Source organism: Micromonospora sp. CPCC 206171, from assembly GCF_036906755.1.
Lineage (GTDB): Bacteria > Actinomycetota > Actinomycetes > Mycobacteriales > Micromonosporaceae > Micromonospora > Micromonospora purpureochromogenes.
In genome coordinates, this window is record NZ_JBAKHT010000008.1 from 35,403 (window position 1) to 54,826 (window position 19,424).

Consider the following 19,424-nt stretch of genomic DNA (forward strand, 5'->3'; position numbering starts at 1 on the left):
GGACAAGGACTATCTAAGGACTCGAACCGCTACCGGCGACGTGATCGACCTGGGGAAGCGGCGAAGCCCAGGCCATTGTGACCTGGGCTTCTGTACCGAGCCGCCTGACGGAATCGAACCGTCGACCTACGCATTACGAGATCAAATTGGCCGCCGTGACGACCTGGGCGCATGCGGGTCCAGCAGCGGAGATGCCTCTCGGCATCTCACACCACTCCCCTGCCGTCCGTCACCCTCCTGCGGACTGGATGCGGACTGCGGAGACAGTGATTCTGAACCAACCGTGATCACCGCCAGATGACATGATCTTGTGGACGACTACGCCGATCAGACCGGCGTGGCGATCTGCCTCCTCGGCGTCGCGGTGATCATGTACACGCCGCACGGCTGAGTGGCGCGCCGGGACGGTGCCCGTCGATCAGCAGCATGACGACCATCAGGATGATCACGACGCCCAGGTGCAGGGCGGAGTTGACGCTTGGGCCGATGGGGGTGCTGGCCAGGACGAGCGCGGCCGTGGCAAGGCGGCTGGTGGTCCGTCCGACGCCGACGGTGTGGCGGATGTCGGCGATGGCGGCGAGGAAGAGGGTCACGCCGGCGGTGAGGGCGAGCGCGGCGGGCCATCCGGCGGGGGCCTCGGGGTGGGCGACGACGGCGTGCAGGCCGGTGGCGGTGGCGATGATGCCGAGAAGCAGCACGAAGTGGGTGAGGACGTAGACGCGGACGGACATGCGGGTTCGGGTGGCGTCATCGGCGTGTTCAAGGGCGGCTTCGCCGGCTGCGGTGTCGGTGAAGTAGGTCCACCAAAGGGTGGCCGGGAGGGCGAGGGCCATCACGACGGCGCCGACGACGCCGGGGTTGAGGTGGGCCACCGGGGCGCCCATGCCGATGGCGACGACGATTTCACCGAGGGCCACGATGACGAGCAGGCCGTGCCGTTCGACCAAGTGGGCAGGGCGGATGTGGAAGCTCGCGGCGGCGCCGAGCCAGGAGTGGCCGGGTATCAGGAAGGGCAGGACGGTCTGGGTGAAGATGGCAGCGGCCCAGAGGACGGGCACGGCCGGTCCGGTGAGTAGGCCAGCGATGATCACGAGGGCGGCGGCCCCGAGGTTGTAGGGGGCGAACTCGTGGACGGCGGGCCGGTGGGTGCTGCGGCTGAACAGGCCGATGTGGATGGTGACCACGATCAGGTAGCCGACGCCGAAGAGCAGGCCGCTGCCGGTGAAGGCGTCGGGGATGGCGATGGCGGTGAGCAGGAAGCCGGCCATGCCGCCGAAGAGGAGGAGTTTGCGGGCGGGGCGGCGGGGTGGGACGTGGTTGGTGAGCCAGGCGTAGCCGCTGTAGAGGTGCCAGAGCAGCTCGAGGATCAGGACGGTCTGGCCGACGCCGGCCCAGTTGAGGTCGTGCTCGAGCAGGCCGGCGAGTTGGGTGACGGTGAGGACGAAGACGACGTCGAAGAAAATCTCGACGGGGGTGGCGCGGTCGGCGACGTCGGCGTCGGCGTTCTGGTCGCGGGGCGCGCTCGGCATGGCGTGACGTTAGCGGGTGGCGGCGGCCGTCCGAGGGCGTAAAGGACGATCACCTCCGGGTAGTGGGGGCGACGCCGGGGGTGGCCGGAGGAGCGGGCGGTTCAGTCGTTGCGGTCGGCATCCCACCAGGCCTGGCCGGCCTCGGGGAGGGTGTCGATCGGGTCGTAGTAGGCGTACGAGCCGAACGGGCTGACTTCATCCACAGCCCGCCTAGCGCGCGGGGCTTGGATGGTGAGTCGTAGAGCGGATCTCCTCGTCGGGCAGCCGTCGACCGTCCAGCCTCCCCGGACGGGGACAAGGCCTGACCAGCCGAACGACCTTGGCCCCGTGCGGGGAGGCTGGTAGCCCTTGTGGTGCCCGGCGAGGTGATACGCGGCGGCATCTCTGAGGAGGGTCGGGGTTCGGGGCAGCGCCCCGAGGTCTTCGTGCTCTTGGCGCCTGCAAACTCGGCCGGCCGGCGCGGCCGATGCCGGCCGGAGGTCGCCAGCAGGCCGGGGCCGGGCCGGCGCGGCCTGCCCGCTTGCGGGCCGCCTTGAGGACTGGATGAGGACTGAGACGAGGCACGCCTACGACCATCTGATCCGTGATTCCCAAGGCCACGCCACAACCGTTCGGCAACGTCCGCGTCGCCCTGGTCGCCGCGCTCTCGGCAACTCGATCGGTCCGGGCTCGTCCGGCTCCGTCCGCCCGGCTGGCTCCCACGCGTGGCTCCCAAGCCAGACCGCCTGAGCCCGGACACTGCGACAGGGCCCCGCCCCGACGGGCGCGGGGCAGGGTCATGCCGCTAGCGCAGCGATCGGAACGTCGCGCGGATGTCTTCCGAGAGCAGCTGCGGCTGCTCCCAGGCGGCGAAGTGCCCGCCCCTGTCGTGCCGGTTGTAGTGGACGAGGTTGGGGTACGCCTGCTCCGCCCAGCTGCGCGGAACCCGGTAGATCTCGTCGGGGAAGATGCTCACGCCGACCGGGATCGCCACGCCCTTGGTAGCGAAGAAGGGGAGCTTGCTCTCCCAGTACAGCCGCGCCGAGGACACCCCGCTGTTGGTCAGCCAGAAGAGCGTGATGTTGTCGAGGATGTCGTCGCGCGTCAGGTCGCTCGGCTTCTGCAGACGTCCCTCGAGGACCTGCTGAACGATGCCGGGCTGACCGGCCCCGTCGCCGTGGTCGAGCATGAACGCGGCGAGATCGATGGGTGAGTCCGCCAGACCGTAGAGCGTCTGCGGGCGCGTCCCCATGATTAACCCGTACGCCACGTGCGTCCCAAAGAACTTGAGCAGCTGCTCGTACGTGTTCCGCTCCTCGTCGGAGAGACCGTCCGGCGCCGGGCTGCCGGCAAAGGCCGCGAGGAAGAGCTCCGGCGGAACCGCGCCGGGCATGTTGGTGTGAATGCCGATCAGCTCCGGTGGCGCCGGCTCGGCGGCCGCCGGCTCGGCGCGGCCGCCGGCCATCGCGTCGACGACGATCGCGCCCCAGTCGCCGCCCTGCGCGACGAACCGTGTGTACCCGAGCCGCTTCATGAGCTCGACGTAGGCCTTCCCGATGTGCACGGGATCCCAGCCGGTCGTGTTCGGCTGGCCGGAGAACCCGTATCCGGGCATCGACGGGATCACGACGTGAAAGGCATCCGACGCGCTCGCGCCGTGCGCCGTCGGATCCGTGAGCGGACCGATGATCTTCAGCTGCTCGATGACCGACCCGGGCCAGCCGTGGCAGACGACGATCGGCAGCGCGTCCTCGTGCTTCGAGCGAACGTGGATGAAGTGAATTTCCAGACCGTCGATCTCGGTGACGAAGTGGGGGAGGGCCTTCAGCCGCGCCTCGCACTTGCGCCAGTCGTAGTCGGTCGCCCAGTAGCGAGCGAGGTCCTGCATGAGCGCGAGCGGCACGCCCTGCGATTCATCCTCGACGGTCTCTTTGTTCGGCCAGCGCGTGGCTCTGATGCGCGCGCGCAGATCCGCAAGATCCGCCTCGGGGACCTCGATGTTGAACGGCCGCACTTCTGCGGCGCCCGTTCGCGCTTCCATCTTGACGGCCACGCGGGGGGCCTCCCTTCTGCTTTGAACGCCTTTGCGGTCGAGCGGGTGGTCTTCGCCCGCCTACCGCAGACAAATGGCATGCCCCCGCTCCTGCCTCCCGAGGGGCATCTTCGGTGAAGGCGCCGCCCGAACTTGTGCCAGGCCAGCAGGGGCCCGCGGCCCCATATGTCCAGAGCGTAGGACGCATTTCCCCGTGTCCGGAGCCATACGAGCAATCCCGCATGGCCTTCCGGGACGGGCCGGGCGGCTGACCTACTTGTTGCGGCGGATCTCCTCGTCGGGCAGTCGCCTGACTGTCCAGCCTCCCCGGACGGGGACAAGGTGGAGCGTCCCACCGGACGAACGACCTTGGCCCCGTCCGGGGAGGCTTATAGCCCTTGTGGTGCCCGTCGAGGTGATCCGCTCCCGGCCGATCTCTGAGGAGGGGCGGGGTCGGGGCAGAGCCCCGAGGTCTTCAAGCTCTTGTAGTCCGCCAGCGTGGCCGGACGGCCCGGCCGATGCCGGCCGAAGGTCGCCAGCAGGCCGGGGCCGGGCCGGCGCGGCCCGCTCGCGGGCCGCCTTGACCACGACCAGGTGGCGAGGCTCGCGGAGGCGTGCGGACGCTACGGGCTGCTGGTGCGGTTCCTCGCTTACACCGGGTTGCGGTGGGGTGAGGCGTCGGCGCTGCGGGTGTCGCGGCTGGATCTGTTGCGGCGTCGGGTGACGGTGGCCGTGGCGTTCGCAGAGGTCGGCGGGGAGCTGGTGGAGGGCACGCCGAAGAACCACCAGCGGCGGTCGGTGCCGATCCCGCGCTTCCTCGTCGACGAGCTGGCCGCGCACGTCGCCGGGAAGCGCCGCGACGAGCTGGTGTTCACCGCACCCAACGGCGGCCCGCTGCGCAACACCAACTTCCGGACGCGGGTCTTCGGGCCGGCGGCGGCATCGGTCGGCCTGGCCGGGCTCACGCCTCACGACCTGCGGCAGACGGCGGCGAGTCTGGCCGTGGCAGCCGGCGCGAACGTCAAGGCCGTACAGCGGGTGCTCGGGCACGCTTCGGCGTCGATGACGCTGGACGTGTACGCGGGCCTGTTCGGTGACGACCTGGACGCCGTCGCCACCCGGCTGGACGAGGCCGTCGCGGCGCGGAATGCGGACTATTTGCGGACTGGCACGGCCGGCGGCGAGGTTGTCGACCTTGGAAAACGGCGAAGCCCAGGCCGTTGACCTGGGCTTCTGTACCGAGCCGCCTGACGGAATCGAACCGTCGACCTACGCATTACGAGTGCGTCGCTCTAGCCGACTGAGCTAAGGCGGCAACGATCGTCAAGTGTACGGCACGGCCCACCCACCGGCCGAGGGGGTTCCCCCACCCGGGGACCCGGACATCGGGCGCGATCGGTCGTTCGCCGGACAGCGGTAGCGGCCCGTCGGCGCTACGCTCCGGCGGGTGACCGACGATCACCCCACGTCCGGGTCCGACGTTCCCGCCGAGCACGCCCCCGGCGAGCGGGCGGCCCGCCGGCCGCTCAGCCTCGACCCGGTGGAGCTGGGCTTCACCCCGCGTAAGCCGGTGCCCTGGCTGGCGCCGTTCCTGCTGATCAGCACCGGCATCCGGACGTTGCTGGCGATGCTGTTCGGGGCGTACCTGGACAAGCGGGAGCTGCAGAACGCGCTGGATTCGAAGATCGCGCGGCAGGTCGGGCCGGACGGCGGGCTCTGGCTGGACTACGTGGCCGACCTGGGCGACGGCTTCAACGCCACCTACTCGGTGGCATACCTGCTCGCGCAGCGGGAGCTGGAGGTGGACGGGCACCGGCTGCCCCGGGCGCAGACCCTGGTGATGGGGGGCGACCAGGTCTACCCGTCGGCCGCGTACGAGGCGTACGAGGACCGGTGCAAGGGGCCGTACCAGGCCGCGCTGCCGGTGGCGCCGCCCGAGCGGCCGACGCTCTTCGCCGTGCCCGGCAACCACGACTGGTACGACGGCCTGACCGCCTTCCTGCGCCTGTTCGTCCGGTCCCGGGACCGGCACTTCGGCGGCTGGGGCACCGGCCAGTCCCGCTCGTACTTCGCGGTGGAGCTGCCAGCCGACTGGTGGCTGCTCGGCCTCGACGACCAGTCCGGGTCGTACCTGGACGACCCGCAGCTGGCCTACTTCGACGAGGTGGCCCGCCGGTTGGGCCCACAGAGCAGGATCATCCTGGCGGTGCCGGCGCCGACCTGGGTCAAGTCCGTCGACCACCCCACCGCGTACGACTCGATCGACTACTTCATCCGGACGATCCTCGCCCCCACCGGCGCACACGTGCGGCTGCTCATCTCCGGCGACCTGCACCACTACGCCCGGTACGCCGGCCCGGAGCGGCAGCTGATCACCTGCGGAGGCGGCGGGGCGTACCTGTACCCGACGCACAAGCTCCCGGAGCGGATCGAGGTGCCGCCGAAGGACACCCTGTCCCGCCGGGCCAGCGCCACCCGCCCGTACGACCTGGCCGCCCGCTACCCGGACGCGTCCCGCTCCCGGCGGTACGGCTGGGGGATCTTCCCCCGGCTGCCGTTCCGGAACCCGGGCTTCACCACCCTGCTCGGGGCCCTGCACACGCTGCTCATGCTGGCCATGGCCGGGGTGACGGCGAACCGGACGGGCAGCACCGAGCAACGACTGTTCAGCGTCCCGCTGGTGATCATGCTGGGGGTGACGCTGCTCGGGGCGGCCTTCTTCGCCAAGCCACCGAGCGCCGGCGGGAAGCGGCACGTCCGGCACTGGATCCTCGGGGTCACCCATGGGGTGGCGCAGGTGGGGCTCGCCGCCGCCGGCACCTGGGCCTGGCTGGCGCTGCCCTTCTACGACTGGCCCTGGCCGCTACCGGCGGTCGCCGCGGCGGTCGTCTATGGCCCGGTCATCGGCCTGGTGTCCAGCCAGGTGGTGGCGGCATATCTGCTGGTGGCGGGGGCGTTCGGGGTGAACGTCAACGAGCTGTTCGCCGGCCAGGGCATCGAGGACTCGAAGTCGTTCCTGCGGATGCGGATCGACCCGGACGGCTCGCTGACCATCTACCCGATCGCCGTCGACCGGGTGTCTCGGGACTGGCAGCTGAACCCCGACCAGTCCCCCACCGCCTCCTGGCTCACCCCGAAGACCACCCTCACCCCCCACCTGGCCGAACCCCCGGTCACCCTCCGCTGACGGCGTCGATCAAGAAGTTTGCGTCAGGTTCCGGGCTTGCGCAGACGCAAACTTCTTGATCACCGGCGAGGGCTCGCCGTGAGAAGGGCGGGGGTCAGGTGGAGTAGTGCTGGTCGTGGGCCTGGCGGGGGGCGCAGACTGAGGCGCGGGAGCAGGAGCAGCGGGAGCCGTCGGCGTCCAGCCGTACCGTGACCGCGTCCCGGGGGACGCTGTGGCCGACCACCTTGCCGTCGCCCTCAGGCGTGGAGACCCGGCTGCCGACCGGCGGGGCGGACTCCTGGAACCGTTGGTAGAGCGGATGCTCGTACTTCAGGCAGCACATCAGCCGGCCGCAGGCGCCGGAGATCCGCAGCGGGTTGAGCGGCAGGTCCTGGTCCTTCGCCATCCGGATGGTCACCGGCTCGAAGTCGTTGAGGAAGGTGGCGCAGCACAGGTCGCGACCGCAGGAGCCGATGCCGCCCTGCACCCGCGCCGAGTCCCGGGCGGAGAGCTGGCGCAGCTCGACCCGGCAGCGCAGGGTGGCGCCCAGGTCGCGGACCAGGGAGCGGAAGTCCACCCGGTGCGGAGCGGTGAAGTAGACGGTGGTCCGGTCGCCAGCGGCGTCGCCCTCGCCCAGGACGTGGTCCACGGCGACGACCTTCATCGGCAGCCCGTGCTCCCGGATCAGCCGCTTGGCGGCCACCTTCGCCTCGGCCTTGCGCCGGCGCAGCAGTTCGTCGCGGCGCAGGTCCTCCTCCTGGGCCAGCCCGGCCAGCTTCGGGAAGCCGTCGGTCTCCTCCGTCACCCACTGCGCCGCCCAGACGCACTCGGCCACCTCGGGCCCGTCGTCGGTCGGGACCAGCACCCGGTCGCCGACCTGCGGCCGCAGCTCGCCCGGGTCGAGATAGTAGAGGCGCCCGTACCGGTTGAAGCTGACCGCGCAGAGCATGCCCATGCGGTCCACCCTACGACGGACGACCGGCGCCGGCCCGGCCACCCGTCGCCGCACGGTTACCCCGTGCAGTCATCCACGATCGTCGACTCGTTCCCTTGCGCCTCGCCCGGACGGCTGAATCGGGTCCCGGGGCGGGACAAACGCCCGGGTGGAGGCGTTGAGTGGAGGCAGACCTGCGGGGGGTGCAGGGAATGGCCACGGCGCCGCCGCCGGGCCCCGGTCCAGGCCGGGCGCCGCGCGCGGCGCCGTGGACCACCCGGTCAGCGACCCACCCGGGTGCTGCTGTCGTAGCGGACCGGACCGCCGGCCGACGCCCGCCAGGTCGACTCGGCCAGGCTCGGCGACCACTGGCGCAGCAGCGTCTCCGCGCCGTCGTACGCCACCCCGAGCACCGCGAGCACCCGCGTGGCGATCTCGGCCGCCGCACCGGTGCCGCTGGCGGGGTCCCCGCCGGACGCGGTCGCGGCGAGGACGCGGACCGCCTCGGTGGAGCCGAGCACCTCGGCGAGGGCCCGGGCCACGGCCAGCCGGCTGCCCTCCACCCAGTGGGCGAGCGCGTCGGCGTACCCGGCGGTCGACTCGATCCGACCGACCAGGCTCTCCGGCCCCTCGTCGAGGTGGCGCAGCAGCGCCGAGCGGGCCTCGTCGTACGCGGCGGCGGCCGGGCCGGACCACAGGCCCGGATCGGTGAGGGCGGCGCACGCGTCGTCGTACCCGCGGACGAGCCGGCGCACGGCGTGCCCGGCGGTCGTCAGCGGCGCCGGATGCAGGTCGAGGAAGGCGCGCAGCGCGTCGCCGGGCAGCACCTGCATCCGGCGCAGCAGCGGCCAGAGCCGGTGACCCTCGGGAGCGCCGGCGACGAGCAGGTGGTCGACCCGGCGCAGCAGTTCCAGGCCGGGCTCGGCGAGCCGGTCCAGGGCGTCCATCAGCGCTCTCCGGTCAGCCGCCGGCCGGCCGTGTCGTCGGTGCCGGCGTAGCGGTCGGCGGCGCTGCGGACGGCGGCGGCCGCGGCGGCGAGCCGGGCGGCGGCCGCCCCCGCCTCCCGGGCCCGGTCGCCGGTGGCGGCGGTCCACTGCCGGTGCAGCGCCCGGCCGACCTCGCCGGGGCGGCCCGGGGCGTCCGCGCCGAACGCCGGGTGGGCCGGGTCGGTGGCGGTCACCGTGCGGGCGAGCACGGCGAGTGTGTCGCTGGCCTCGTCCAGGCGGGCGGCGAGGGCGCGCAGCGCGTCCATCTCAGGCTCCCGCCAGCGGCCGGTACGCCGCGAAGGTCTCGTTGTGCAGCTTCTCCCGGGCCCACTGCGCGGCGTCCGCCGCGGCGGTGACGGCGGCCTGCACCGAGCCGGCGACGTCGCGCGGGTGGCGGGAGTGCAGCGCCCCGAGGAAGCGGACGTCGGTGATCCTGCCGCCGGCGGTCACCACCACCTCGACCAGCCCGTCCGGCGACCGGACGGTGACCTCGACGGTGTTGACCGCCTGGTCGAACTCGGCCTGGAGAGACTCGATCCGGCGGTAACGCCGCACCGCCTCCTCGATCCACGCCTCGTCGATCTCGCGCGGCATCGGTTCTCCCCCCGGCCGACCATCACCCTGCGTGCCCTCACCGTCACCACGGCACACCGGACCGTACCGCACGCCCGCGACACCTGTCGATGCCTGTGGACAGCGGAAACTATCCCTTCCAGAGGGTGAGCATCATCGCCTCGACCGCGATCCGGGGCTTGACGTTCGCCTCGATCGCCGCCCGGCACTCCAGCACGGCCTCCAACCGCCGCAACGCGCCCTCGGCGTCCCACTTCTGCGCGCCGGCCTCGGCCATCGCGGCGGTGTCGGTGTGCACCGGGGCCACCGGGGCGCGCAGCGCCATGGTGAGCGCGTCCCGGTAGAAGCCGGCCAGGTCGACCAGGGCCCGGTCCAGCGCGTCCCGCTGGGCGCGGGTGGCTCGTGACTTCTGCCGCTTCTCCAGGTCCTTGAGCTGCCCGGCGGCGCCGCGCATGGCGCCGGCCGCGCCCCGGCCGGTGCCGCCCGCGCCGAGCGCGGTCTGCAACGCGGCCCGCTCGGCCGCGTCGGCCTCGGCCACGGACGCCTCGGCCTCCGCCTCGGCCGCCTCGATCAGGGCCGACGCCGCGTCGAGCGCGGCGCCGACACCGGTCAGCCGGCGCGGCACCGCCAGCACCGCGTCCCGGCGCTGCCGCGCCTCGGGGTCGCGGGCCAGCCGCCGGGCCCGCCCGACGTGCCCCTGCGCGGCCGCCGCCGCCCACTGCGCCACGTCGGGCGCGATGCCGTCCCGGCGCACCAGCACCTCGGCCACCGCGGCGGCCGGCGGCTGCCGCAGCGGTACGACCCGGCACCGCGACCGGATGGTCACCGACACGTCGTCCGGGTGGGTGGACGGGGCGCAGAGCAGGAAGACGGTCCGCGGCGGCGGCTCCTCGATCGCCTTGAGCAGGGCGTTGCCGGCCGCCTCGGTGAGCCGGTCCGCGTCCTCGATGATCACGATCTGCCAGCGCCCGCCGGACGGGGTGCTGGCCGCCCGGAGCACCAGCGCGCGCATCTCGCCGACCCCGATGGAGAGCCCCTCGGGCACCACCAGGCGCACGTCGGCGTGGGTGCCGGTCATCGTGGTGTGGCAGCCGGGGCACTCGCCGCAGCCGGTGCCGTACGCGCACTGCAACGCGGCGGCGAAGGCGCGCGCGGCCACCGACCGGCCGGAGCCGGGCGGGCCGGTGAAGATCCAGGCGTGGGTCATCCCCGCACCCGGGTCGACCCCCGGCTGTCCCTCGACCTCGGCCGGTCCCGATCCGGCGGCGACCGGGTGGGCGGCGCGCAGCACGGCGGCGGCCGCCGCGGCGGCGTGGCGCAGCGTGGCGACCGCCTCGTCCTGGCCGACCAGGTCGGCGAAGACGTCGGGCATCAGGTCCGATGCTCCATCGTCACCAGCTCCGCGTCGGATAACTCCGGCTGCACCGAGGTGTCCGGGCCGTGGGCGGGGCGCGGGTGCACGATGGCGGCCGGGTCCACCAGGAACTCCTCGACCCGGCGGGCGACCAGGGCGGCGATCTCCTCGGCCGGCCGGGCGGCGTCCAGCACCAGGTAGCGCTTCGGGTCGTTGGCGGCGAGGTCGAGGAAGGCGTACCGGACGCGCTCGTGGAAGGCGAGCGATTCGCCCTCCAGCCGGTCGGTGCCCTGGTTGCGGGAGGCCACCCGGGACAGGCCGGTGCGCGGGTCGACGTCGAGCAGCACCACCAGGTCGGGCTTGAGCCCGCCGGTGGCCCACGAGGAGAGCCAGGAGACCTCCTCGACCGGCAGCGTACGGCCGGCGCCCTGGTAGGCCAGGGAGGAGTCGACGTACCGGTCACTGATCACCACCGCGCCGCGGACCAGCGCCGGGCGGACCACGGTGGCGACGTGGTGCGCCCGGTCGGCGGCGTAGAGCAGCGCCTCGGCGCGCGGCGAGGGCGCCTCGGCGCCGGCGTTGTCGAGCACCAGCGACCGGATCCGCTCGCCCACCCCGGTGGCGCCCGGTTCGCGGGTGACCACCACGTCCCGGCCCTGCCCGCGCAGCCGCTCGGCGAGCGTGTCGAGCTGGGTGGACTTGCCGGCGCCCTCGCCGCCCTCGAAGACCACGAAGAGGCCGGAGGAGACGAAGGGCTCGGCGGGCATCAGCGGGCGACCCCGGATCGAGCCCCAGAGGTCGGCGAGGACCGGCACGCCCTTCTTGTCGTCCATCTGCCCGAACGCGCTGATCCCGGCGAAGATGCCGGCGGCGCCGGCCGCGAGCAGCAGCAGCCGGGTGGAGGAGACGGAGACGCCGAGGTCGGCGATGGTGAGCTTGCGGGAGCCGCCGACGCCGACCAGGAGGCTGCTCAGCGCGATGGCCAGGATCAGCACCAGCCGGGTGCCGATCTGCACCACCGCGAAGACCCGGCCGCGCACCTCGTCGGCGACCTCGCCGCCGAGCAGCGTGGTGCCGGCGAGGAAGGCCATCCCGGCCCCGGCGCCGACCAGGATCGCGCCGATCATGGCCATCGACAGGTGGATGGCGAAGGCGAGCACCAGCACGGACGCGCTGGCCAGCACGATGCTCATGCCGAACCAGCGGCGGCGGGACATGTCCCGGACGATCATCGGGCCGAGCCCGATGCCGAGGGCCAGGCCGATGAAGATCGCCCCGAAGAGCATGTAGAAGGCGGCGTCGCCGGCGCCGAGCGAGGCGGCGAAGAACTTGGCCGTGCCGATCACGATGCCGCCGCCGGCGAACGCGCCGAAGATGCCCAGCACCAGGCCACGTACCAGCGGGGTCTGCTTGATGAACTTCCAGCCCTCGGTGAACTGGCGCATCATGCTCTGCTCGGTGCGCTCCCGCTCGCCGGCCTGCGCCTGGCTGATCTCCTTGATGCCGAAGGCCACCACCAGCGCGGTGGCCAGCCGGGAGAAGGAGTTGAACCAGAGGGCGAGCTGGGCGGGCTCGGCCCAGTCCGGCATCTCGCCGCCGGTCGCCGCGCGGACGCTGCGGTCGAGCACCGCCAGGCCGATCGCGGCGGCCACCGGGGTCAGCCCGTAGGTGGTGATCAGCGTGAGCTGGTTGGCGGTCTCCAGCCGGGCGCGCGGGATCAGGTTGGGGACCGCGGCCTCCTTGGCCGGGATCCAGAGCAGGGTGATCGTCTCGATCAGGAAGGTGGCGACCGCCGCCCAGCTGACCACCACGCCACCGCTGGCCCCGGTGAGGGCGAGCAGCGGGATCGAGGCGAAGAGCACGAAGCGCAGCAGGTCGCAGATGACCATCGTCCAGCGCCGGTCGAAGCGGTCGGCGAGCACGCCGGCCACCGGCCCGAGGATCAGCGCCGGCAGCAGCCGGACCGCGATCAGGGTGCCGAAGGCGGCACCCTTGGCGGTGCTGCCGGAGACCTGGGCGGCGGCGAAGACGGAGGTGGCGAGCAGGCCGAGCCAGTCGCCGAAGGAGGCCGCGCCGAGCACGATCCAGAGCCGACGGAACGGCCGGATGCGCAGCACCGACCGGATCGCGGCCGCGCCGGACCGGTCGGCCTGGGCTGCTCCGGACTGCGCCCCGGGCGTCGACACGCCGGGCGACTCGCCGTTCTTCTGGCTTTCGATGGCCGTACCTCCACGTGCCGGCCCAACGCTGGGCAGTCCCGGTGCAACACTCTAGTCCCGGTGGGGGTGCTCCCCACCGGCGACATTCTCCTGCTCGCCGAGCGTAGGCCGCTGGGACCAGCGACCGCAGCCCGGCAGTACATGAGGGTATTTCGCATTACTATCCCGGACAGTTAGCGTGCACCCGTGGCCATCGACAGCGACACCCTGCGCGAGCGCCTCGACTCGGCGACCGCCCACCTCGACCCGCCGTACGCCGTGGTCGACCTCACGGCCTTCGACGCCAACGCCGCCGCGCTGGCCGACCGGGCGGGCGGCAAGCCGGTCCGCGCCGCCAGCAAGTCGATCCGCTCCCGGGAGCTGACCACCCGGGTGCTGGGCCGGCCGGGCTGGGCCGGCGTGATGGCGTTCACCCTCTCCGAGGCGATCTGGCTGGTCCGCTCAGGGGTGACCGACGACGCGCTGGTCGCATATCCGACAGCCGAGCGGGCGGCGCTCGCCGAACTGGCCGCCGACCCGGCGCTCGCCGCGGCGGTCACCCTGATGATCGACGGCACCGAACAACTCGACCTCGTCGACGCGGTCCGCGCCCCCGGCCGGCGGCCGGAGCTGCGGGTCTGCCTCGAACTGGACGCCTCCTGGCGACCGCTGGGCGGGCGGGTCCACGTCGGCGTGCGTCGCTCACCGGTGCACAGCGCCCGGGCCGCCGGCGCGCTCGCCGCCGCCGTCGCCGCCCGGCCGGGCTTCCGGCTGGTGGGGCTGATGGCGTACGAGGCGCAGATCGCCGGCCTCGGCGACGCGCCGCCGGGGCGGGCCGTCATGGGCGCCGCGATCCGGCTGGCGCAGCGCGGGTCGTACCGGGAACTGCTGGCCCGCCGGGGCGCGGCGGTCGCGGCGGTACGCGAACACGCCGACCTGGAGTTCGTCAACGGCGGCGGCACCGGCAGCGTTGCCGCCACCAGCGCCGATCCCGCGGTCACCGAGGTCACCGCGGGATCGGGCCTGTACGGGCCGACGCTGTTCGACGCGTACCGCGCCTGGCGGCCCACCCCGGCGGCGTTCTTCGCCTGCGCGGTGGTCCGCCGGCCGACGCCGGAGCTGGCGACGGTGCTCGGCGGCGGCTGGATCGCCTCCGGCCCGGCCGAGCGGAGCCGGCTGCCCCGGCCCTGGCTGCCGGCCGGGCTGACGCTGGTCGGCACGGAGGGAGCCGGTGAGGTGCAGACCCCGCTGGCCGGCGCCGCGGCGGCCGGGCTGCGGGTCGGCGACCGGGTGTGGTTCCGGCACGCCAAGGCGGGCGAGCTCTGCGAGCACGTCACCGAGTTGCACCTGGTCTCCGGTGACGAGGTGCTCGCCACCGTGCCCACCTACCGGGGCGAGGGGCACGCCTTCCTCTGACCGGAGCCGCCCGGCCGGTGTCGTCAGCCGGGTTGGACGGCCTCGGTGGCGTTCACGTGGCGGTGCAGGTACTCGCGGATCAGCGCCTTGGCCTCGGCGAGGACCCGCTCGTCACCCTCGGGCTTGCGACGGAACGCCAGCTTGATCAGGGCGTCCGCGGCCTCGACGGCGATCTCCAGGCAGAACCGCAGCCGCGGTTCGTCGGTCATGCCGAACCGCTCGGTCAGCACCCGGGCCAACTGGTCGGCGATCACGCCGTTGTTGTCCCGCTGCTCATCGAGCAGGTGCAGGTCGACCACGTCGCCGAAGTGCAGGGTACGGAACCCCGGGACCGTCCGGTGCATCGTGATGTACTCGTCGATCCCCGCGTCGACACCGTCCCACCAGTGGGTCAGGTCGTCCGAGGCGAACCGCTCGTCGAGCCGCTGCAGGTAGGACTCCATCGTGCGCAGGGTCAGCGCCTGCACGATCGCCCGCTTGTCCGGAAAGAACTGGTAGACCGACCCGATCGCCACCTCGGCACGTTCGGCGAGCAGCGTGGTGGTCAGTCCCTCGTACCCCACTTCGTCGACGAGTTCGGCACAGGCGTCCAACATCCGCTGGACCCGCGCGACACTTCGACCCTGCACCGGAACGCGGCGCAGCGGCCCGGTCGTGGCGGCTGGTGTGGACACTCGGCGCCACCCCCCTTCGACGGAAGAAACTATCTGGTTGTCACGAGTCCGTGACTACCGGTACAACGAGCGGACCTCGATTGCGGTATTTACCAGGAACAACGTTCCTGATATGAAGTCAGTTCATATTCATGTCGAGGAGCGCGCCGATGGCCGGTACCGCCACCGCATGGTCCAACTGGGCCGGCAACCAGCACAGCACCGCCACCGCCATCCTGCGCCCCGCCACGCTGGACGCCGTCACCGATGCCGTCCGGGACGCCGCCGCCGCAGGTGAGCGCATCCGGGTGGTCGGCAGCGGCCACTCGTTCACCCCGATCGCCGTGGCCGACGGCCGCCGGATCGAGTTGACCGACCTGGCGGCCGACGTCCGGGGCGACCGGGACCGACGCCTGGTCACCGTGCCCGCCGGGACGACCCTGCACATGCTCAACGCGCTGCTCGCCCGGCACGGACTCGCGCTGCCCAACCTCGGCGACATCGACGCCCAGACCGTCGCCGGCGCGATCTCCACCGGCACCCATGGCACCGGAGCAGGATACGGCTGCCTGTCCACCTTCGTCACGGCGCTGACGCTGGTCACCGGCACCGGCGAGGTGCTGCGCTGCTCCGCCGACGAGCGGCCGGACGTCTTCGCCGCCGCCCGCGTCGGGCTGGGCGCCCTCGGCGTGCTGGTCGAGGTGACCCTGCGCTGCGTCGACGCCTTCGTGCTGCGCGCCCACGAGCGCCCGGCGCCGCTGGACTCGGTGCTCGCCGAACTGCCGACGCTGATCGACGCGCACGACCACGTCGAGTTCTACTGGTTCCCGTACACCGCGCGGGTGCAGGTCAAGACCAACGACCGGGTGCCCGCCGACGACCGGCCGCTGCCCCGGTGGCGCGGCTGGCTGGACGACGACTTCCTCGCCAACACCGTCTTCGCCGGGGCCTGCCGGCTCGGCCGCGCCGTGCCGGCGCTGGCCCCGACCATCAGCGCGGTCTCCGCCCGGGCGCTCACCGAACGCACCTACACCGGCCGCTCCGACACGGTCTTCTGCACCCCGCGCCGGGTCCGCTTCGTGGAGATGGAGTACGGCCTGCCGCGCGCCGCCCTGCCGGCCGCGCTCGACGCGCTCCGGCGGATCGTCGACGGGCTGCCGTTCAAGGTGCTCTTCCCGGTCGAGGTGCGGTTCACCGCGGCCGACGACATCTGGCTGTCGCACGGCTACGGCCGGGAGTCCGCGTACGTGGCGATCCACCAGTACGTCGGCATGCCGTACGAGCCGTACTTCCGGGCCTTCGAGGAGGTGGCGGCCGACCTCGGGGGCCGGCCGCACTGGGGGAAGCTGCACTACCGGGACGCGGCGTCGCTCGCGCCCGCGTACCCCCGCTTCACCGACTTCCTGGCGGTCCGCGACCGCCTGGACCCCGACCGGCTCTTCACCAACCCGCACCTGGACCGGATCCTCGGCTGAGTGCGCCCCGGGCGCCGAGGCGCCCGGGGTGCGTCACTCGGCGGTGCTGGCCGCCTTCTTCGGGGCGGCCTTCTTCGCCGGGGCCTTCTTGGCCGCCGTCGCCTTGGCGGTGGTGGTCTTCTTGGCCGCGGTCGACTTGGCCGCGGCGGTCTTCTTCGCCGCCGTCGCCTTCTTGGCCGGGGCCTTCTTGGCGGCCGCCTTCTTCTTCGGCGCCGGACCCTTCGCCCGCTTCTCGGCCAGCATCTCGGAGGCCTGCTCGATGGTCAGCTCCTCCGGGGTCTGGCCCCGGCGCAGCGACGCGTTGAACTCCCCGTCGGTCACGTACGGCCCGAACCGGCCGTCCTTGATGACCAGCGGCTTCTCGGTCAGCGGGTCGACGCCCATCTCCCGCAGCGGCGGCGCGGCGGCGCGGCGCTGGCGGGTCTTCGGGGCGGCCAGCAGCGCGAGCGCCTCGTCCAGCGTGACGGTGAACATCTTGTCTTCCGAGTCCAGCGAACGGAACTCGTCACCGCGCTTGACGTACGGGCCGTAGCGGCCGTTGTTGGCGAAGACCTCGACCCCGTCGGGGGCCACGCCGATCAGCCGGGGCAGGCTGAGCAGCTTCAACGCCTCGTCGAGGGTGAGCGAGTCCGGCGTCTGCGAGCGCAGCAGTGAAGACTTGCGCTCGCCGCTGGCCACGTACGGGCCGAACCGGCCGGACTTGAGCAGGATCGGCTCGCCGGTGGCCGGGTCGTCGCCGAGCTTGCGCTCGCCCCCGCCGCCGAGGAACAGCTCGTGCACCTTCTCCGGGGTCAGCTCGTCGGGCGCCAGCCCCTCGGGGATCGGGGCCCGGTCGCCCGGGGCGCCGCCCTCCTCGCCCTCCGCCTTCGGCGCGGGCGGCTCGCCCGGCACCGCCCGCTGCAGGTACGGCCCGAACCGGCCGACCCGGACGACGACCTCGCGGCCCTCGTCGTCGGTGAAGAGCGGGATCGAGTTGACGCTGCGCGCGTCGATGTCCGTGATGTTCTCGGTGACCAGCTTCTTCAGCCCGCCCGCGTGCGCGATGGCCTGGTCGCCGGTGCCGTTGGCGCTGCCGAAGTAGAAGGAGGTGAGGAAGTCGACCGCCGCGTGGTCACCGCCGGCGATCTCGTCCAGTTCGTTCTCCATGCTGGCGGTGAAGTCGTAGTCGATCAGGCGCGGGTAGTGCCGTTCCAGCAGCCCGATCACCGCGAACGCCAGGAAGGACGGGATCATCGCCTGGCCGCGCTTGAAGACGTACCCGCGGTCCTGGATGGTCTGCATGATCGACGCGTACGTCGACGGGCGGCCGATGCCCAGCTCTTCCAGCGCCTTGACCAGCGACGCCTCGGTGTAGCGCGACGGCGGCTGGGTGTGGTGGCCCTGCGCGGCCAACTCGTCGGCGGTCAGCGGCTGGTCCTTCACCAGGGTGGGCAGCCGGCGCTCGGCGTCCTCGGCCTCGGCGTTCTCGTCGTCGCTCGACTCGACGTACGCCCGCAGGAAGCCCGGGTCGGTGATGGTCTTGCCGGTCGCGCCGAAGTCGGCCTCCTCCTGCGCGGAGGAGACGGCGCGGATGCGCACCGAGACGCTGGAGCCGACCGCGTCGGTCATCTGCGAGGCGATGGTGCGCCGCCAGATCAGCTCGTAGAGCTTGAACTCCTCGGCCGACAGTTCCTTGGCCACCTCGCCCGGGGTGCGGAAGTTGTCCCCCGCCGGGCGGATCGCCTCGTGCGCCTCCTGCGCGTTCTTCACCTTGCCGGTGTAGCGGCGGGGCTCCGGCGGCACGCTGCGCTCGCCGTACAGCTCGACGATCTGCCGGCGGGCCGCCGCGATGGCGGTCTCCGACAGGTTCACCGAGTCGGTACGCATGTAGGTGATGTAGCCGTTCTCGTAGAGGCGCTGCGCGGTGCGCATCGTCTGCTGCGACGAGAGGCGCAGCTTGCGGGCCGCCTCCTGCTGGAGGGTGGAGGTGATGAACGGCGCGTACGGGCGACGGCGGTAGGGCTTCTCCTCGACCCGGGTGACGGTGAACGGCCGCCCGTCGAGGCGGGCCGCCAGGCCCCGGGCGCCGCCCTCGTCGAGGTGCACCACGCCGGCGCCGGCCCGGACCCGACCCGTGGTGGGCTCGAAGTCCTTGCCGGTGGCGATCCGGTCGCCGTTCAGCGCGACCAGGGTGGCGTTGAAGGTGCGCGGGCCCTCGCCGGCGTTCGCCACCGCCAGGGTGGCCAGGATGTCCCAGTACTCGGCGGTGCGGAAGGCCATCCGCTGGCGCTCCCGCTCGACCACGATCCGGGTCGCCACGGACTGCACCCGGCCCGCCGAGAGCTTCGGCATGACCTTCTTCCACAGCACCGGCGAGACCTCGTAGCCGTACAGCCGGTCGAGGATGCGGCGCGCCTCCTGGGCGTCGACCAGGTCGCGGTCGATCTCGCGGGGGTTGGCCACCGCCGCCTGGATCGCCGGCTTGGTGATCTCGTGGAAGACCATCCGCTTGACCGGCACCTTGGGCTTGAGCGTCTCGACCAGGTGCCAGGCGATCGCCTCGCCCTCGCGGTCCTCGTCCGTCGCCAGGAAGATCTCATCGACCTCCTTGGCCAGCTTCACCAGCTTGCTGATCTGCTGCTTACGGTCGGCGGAGACGACGTAGAGGGCCTGGAAGCCGTGGTCGACGTCCACCCCGAGCCGGGCCCACGCCTCGCCCTTGTACTTGGCGGGCACGTCGGCGGCGTTGCGCGGGAGGTCCCGGACGTGGCCGAAGCTGGCCTCCACGACGTATCCCGGGCCGAGGTAGCCCGAGATCGTCTTGGCCTTCGCCGGTGACTCGACGATGACCAGACGGGTGGTTCCAGCGTTGCTCGGCACGTCTCTCCCCGACCTCACTCCTGCTCCATGCCCGATTCGGGCCGTGTTGCACCCCACCGGACCACCGGCGGTCCGGATGTCCAACGTAACGCGCCGCCGGGGTTTCGGGTTTCGCGGGCGGCAAACAGCCTCCGCGCGGCGGGCGCCACGGCGCCGCGCGGGCTTCACGGGCCGGACGGCGCCACCGTACACCGTGGGTAGGGCCGGAGGCGGGCCACTGTGACGATGGCGGACCCTCGGCCGAGGGTCACCGAGCCGTTTTACCGGCCG

The 19,424-nt window shown here is 72.6% G+C and carries 14 protein-coding genes and 1 tRNA gene; 4 read left to right on the plus strand and 11 right to left on the minus strand.

Going from position 1 to position 19,424, the window contains the following annotated elements:
* Positions 1–368 precede the first annotated feature (368 nt).
* Both V6U89_RS12120 and V6U89_RS12125 read right to left on the minus strand, forming a co-directional pair.
* Entirely contained in the window at positions 369–1,529 is a 1,161-nt protein-coding gene (locus tag V6U89_RS12120) for a low temperature requirement protein A (RefSeq protein WP_334571006.1), read from the minus strand.
* 784 nt (positions 1,530–2,313) lie between these two features.
* Positions 2,314–3,561 (minus strand): epoxide hydrolase family protein, encoded by a 1,248-nt coding sequence (locus V6U89_RS12125; RefSeq protein WP_334571007.1) that lies wholly within the window; start codon positions 3,559–3,561, stop codon positions 2,314–2,316.
* A 477-nt stretch (positions 3,562–4,038) separates the two neighbouring features.
* Between V6U89_RS12125 and V6U89_RS12130 the strand changes: the two genes are divergently transcribed.
* Positions 4,039–4,764, plus strand: a complete 726-nt coding sequence (locus V6U89_RS12130) for a tyrosine-type recombinase/integrase (RefSeq protein ID WP_334571009.1) — start codon at positions 4,039–4,041, stop codon at positions 4,762–4,764.
* A gap of 17 nt (positions 4,765–4,781) precedes the next feature.
* On the opposite strand, the gene V6U89_RS12135 is transcribed toward V6U89_RS12130, so the two are convergent.
* Positions 4,782–4,855: transfer RNA gene (locus tag V6U89_RS12135), tRNA-Thr, on the minus strand.
* A 132-nt stretch (positions 4,856–4,987) separates the two neighbouring features.
* Between V6U89_RS12135 and V6U89_RS12140 the strand changes: the two genes are divergently transcribed.
* The gene (locus V6U89_RS12140) at positions 4,988–6,727 is read left to right on the plus strand and encodes a metallophosphoesterase family protein (protein ID WP_334571011.1); all 1,740 of its coding nucleotides are present in this window, start codon (positions 4,988–4,990) and stop codon (positions 6,725–6,727) included.
* A gap of 94 nt (positions 6,728–6,821) precedes the next feature.
* Here the strand turns inward: V6U89_RS12140 and V6U89_RS12145 are convergent, their stop codons facing one another.
* From V6U89_RS12145 to tmk, 6 genes are all read right to left on the minus strand, one after another.
* The gene (locus V6U89_RS12145) at positions 6,822–7,661 is read right to left on the minus strand and encodes a PSP1 domain-containing protein (protein WP_334571013.1); all 840 of its coding nucleotides are present in this window, start codon (positions 7,659–7,661) and stop codon (positions 6,822–6,824) included.
* Between the two features lie 260 nt (positions 7,662–7,921).
* Entirely contained in the window at positions 7,922–8,587 is a 666-nt protein-coding gene (locus tag V6U89_RS12150; RefSeq protein WP_334571015.1) for a hypothetical protein, read from the minus strand.
* On the minus strand, positions 8,587–8,892 hold the full coding sequence (locus V6U89_RS12155; RefSeq protein WP_334571017.1) for a hypothetical protein: 306 nt from the start codon (positions 8,890–8,892) through the stop codon (positions 8,587–8,589). The genes V6U89_RS12150 and V6U89_RS12155 overlap by 1 nt, the downstream gene beginning before the upstream one ends.
* A 1-nt stretch (position 8,893) precedes the next feature.
* Positions 8,894–9,220: a YbaB/EbfC family nucleoid-associated protein gene (locus tag V6U89_RS12160; protein ID WP_334571018.1), complete on the minus strand. Its 327-nt coding sequence runs from the start codon at positions 9,218–9,220 to the stop codon at positions 8,894–8,896.
* A 109-nt stretch (positions 9,221–9,329) separates the two neighbouring features.
* The gene (locus tag V6U89_RS12165) at positions 9,330–10,571 is read right to left on the minus strand and encodes a DNA polymerase III subunit delta' (RefSeq protein ID WP_334571019.1); all 1,242 of its coding nucleotides are present in this window, start codon (positions 10,569–10,571) and stop codon (positions 9,330–9,332) included.
* Complete coding sequence (gene tmk, locus V6U89_RS12170; RefSeq protein WP_334571217.1) at positions 10,571–12,670, minus strand: dTMP kinase; 2,100 nt, start codon at positions 12,668–12,670, stop codon at positions 10,571–10,573. The genes V6U89_RS12165 and tmk overlap by 1 nt, the downstream gene beginning before the upstream one ends.
* A 288-nt stretch (positions 12,671–12,958) precedes the next feature.
* On the opposite strand from tmk, the gene V6U89_RS12175 reads away from it, so the two are divergent.
* Positions 12,959–14,167 (plus strand): alanine racemase, encoded by a 1,209-nt coding sequence (locus V6U89_RS12175; protein ID WP_334571021.1) that lies wholly within the window; start codon positions 12,959–12,961, stop codon positions 14,165–14,167.
* A gap of 23 nt (positions 14,168–14,190) precedes the next feature.
* Here V6U89_RS12175 and V6U89_RS12180 read toward each other — a convergent pair whose 3' ends face one another.
* On the minus strand, positions 14,191–14,763 hold the full coding sequence (locus V6U89_RS12180; RefSeq protein ID WP_238448734.1) for a TetR family transcriptional regulator: 573 nt from the start codon (positions 14,761–14,763) through the stop codon (positions 14,191–14,193).
* Between the two features lie 227 nt (positions 14,764–14,990).
* On the opposite strand from V6U89_RS12180, the gene V6U89_RS12185 reads away from it, so the two are divergent.
* Positions 14,991–16,295: a D-arabinono-1,4-lactone oxidase gene (locus tag V6U89_RS12185; RefSeq protein ID WP_334571023.1), complete on the plus strand. Its 1,305-nt coding sequence runs from the start codon at positions 14,991–14,993 to the stop codon at positions 16,293–16,295.
* Between the two features lie 33 nt (positions 16,296–16,328).
* Here the strand turns inward: V6U89_RS12185 and topA are convergent, their stop codons facing one another.
* Complete coding sequence (gene topA, locus V6U89_RS12190) at positions 16,329–19,154, minus strand: type I DNA topoisomerase (RefSeq protein ID WP_334571024.1); 2,826 nt, start codon at positions 19,152–19,154, stop codon at positions 16,329–16,331.
* Positions 19,155–19,424 lie beyond the last annotated feature (270 nt).

Coding starts and splice junctions, on each gene's coding strand:
- V6U89_RS12120 (WP_334571006.1), bottom strand. CDS start 1,529: ATGCCGAGCGCGCCCCGCGACCAGAACGCCGACGCCGACGTCGCCGAC.
- V6U89_RS12145 (WP_334571013.1), bottom strand. CDS start 7,661: ATGGGCATGCTCTGCGCGGTCAGCTTCAACCGGTACGGGCGCCTCTAC.
- V6U89_RS12150 (WP_334571015.1), bottom strand. CDS start 8,587: ATGGACGCCCTGGACCGGCTCGCCGAGCCCGGCCTGGAACTGCTGCGC.
- V6U89_RS12155 (WP_334571017.1), bottom strand. CDS start 8,892: ATGGACGCGCTGCGCGCCCTCGCCGCCCGCCTGGACGAGGCCAGCGAC.
- V6U89_RS12160 (WP_334571018.1), bottom strand. CDS start 9,220: ATGCCGCGCGAGATCGACGAGGCGTGGATCGAGGAGGCGGTGCGGCGT.
- V6U89_RS12165 (WP_334571019.1), bottom strand. CDS start 10,571: ATGCCCGACGTCTTCGCCGACCTGGTCGGCCAGGACGAGGCGGTCGCC.
- V6U89_RS12180 (WP_238448734.1), bottom strand. CDS start 14,763: ATGTTGGACGCCTGTGCCGAACTCGTCGACGAAGTGGGGTACGAGGGA.
- V6U89_RS12185 (WP_334571023.1), top strand. CDS start 14,991: ATGGCCGGTACCGCCACCGCATGGTCCAACTGGGCCGGCAACCAGCAC.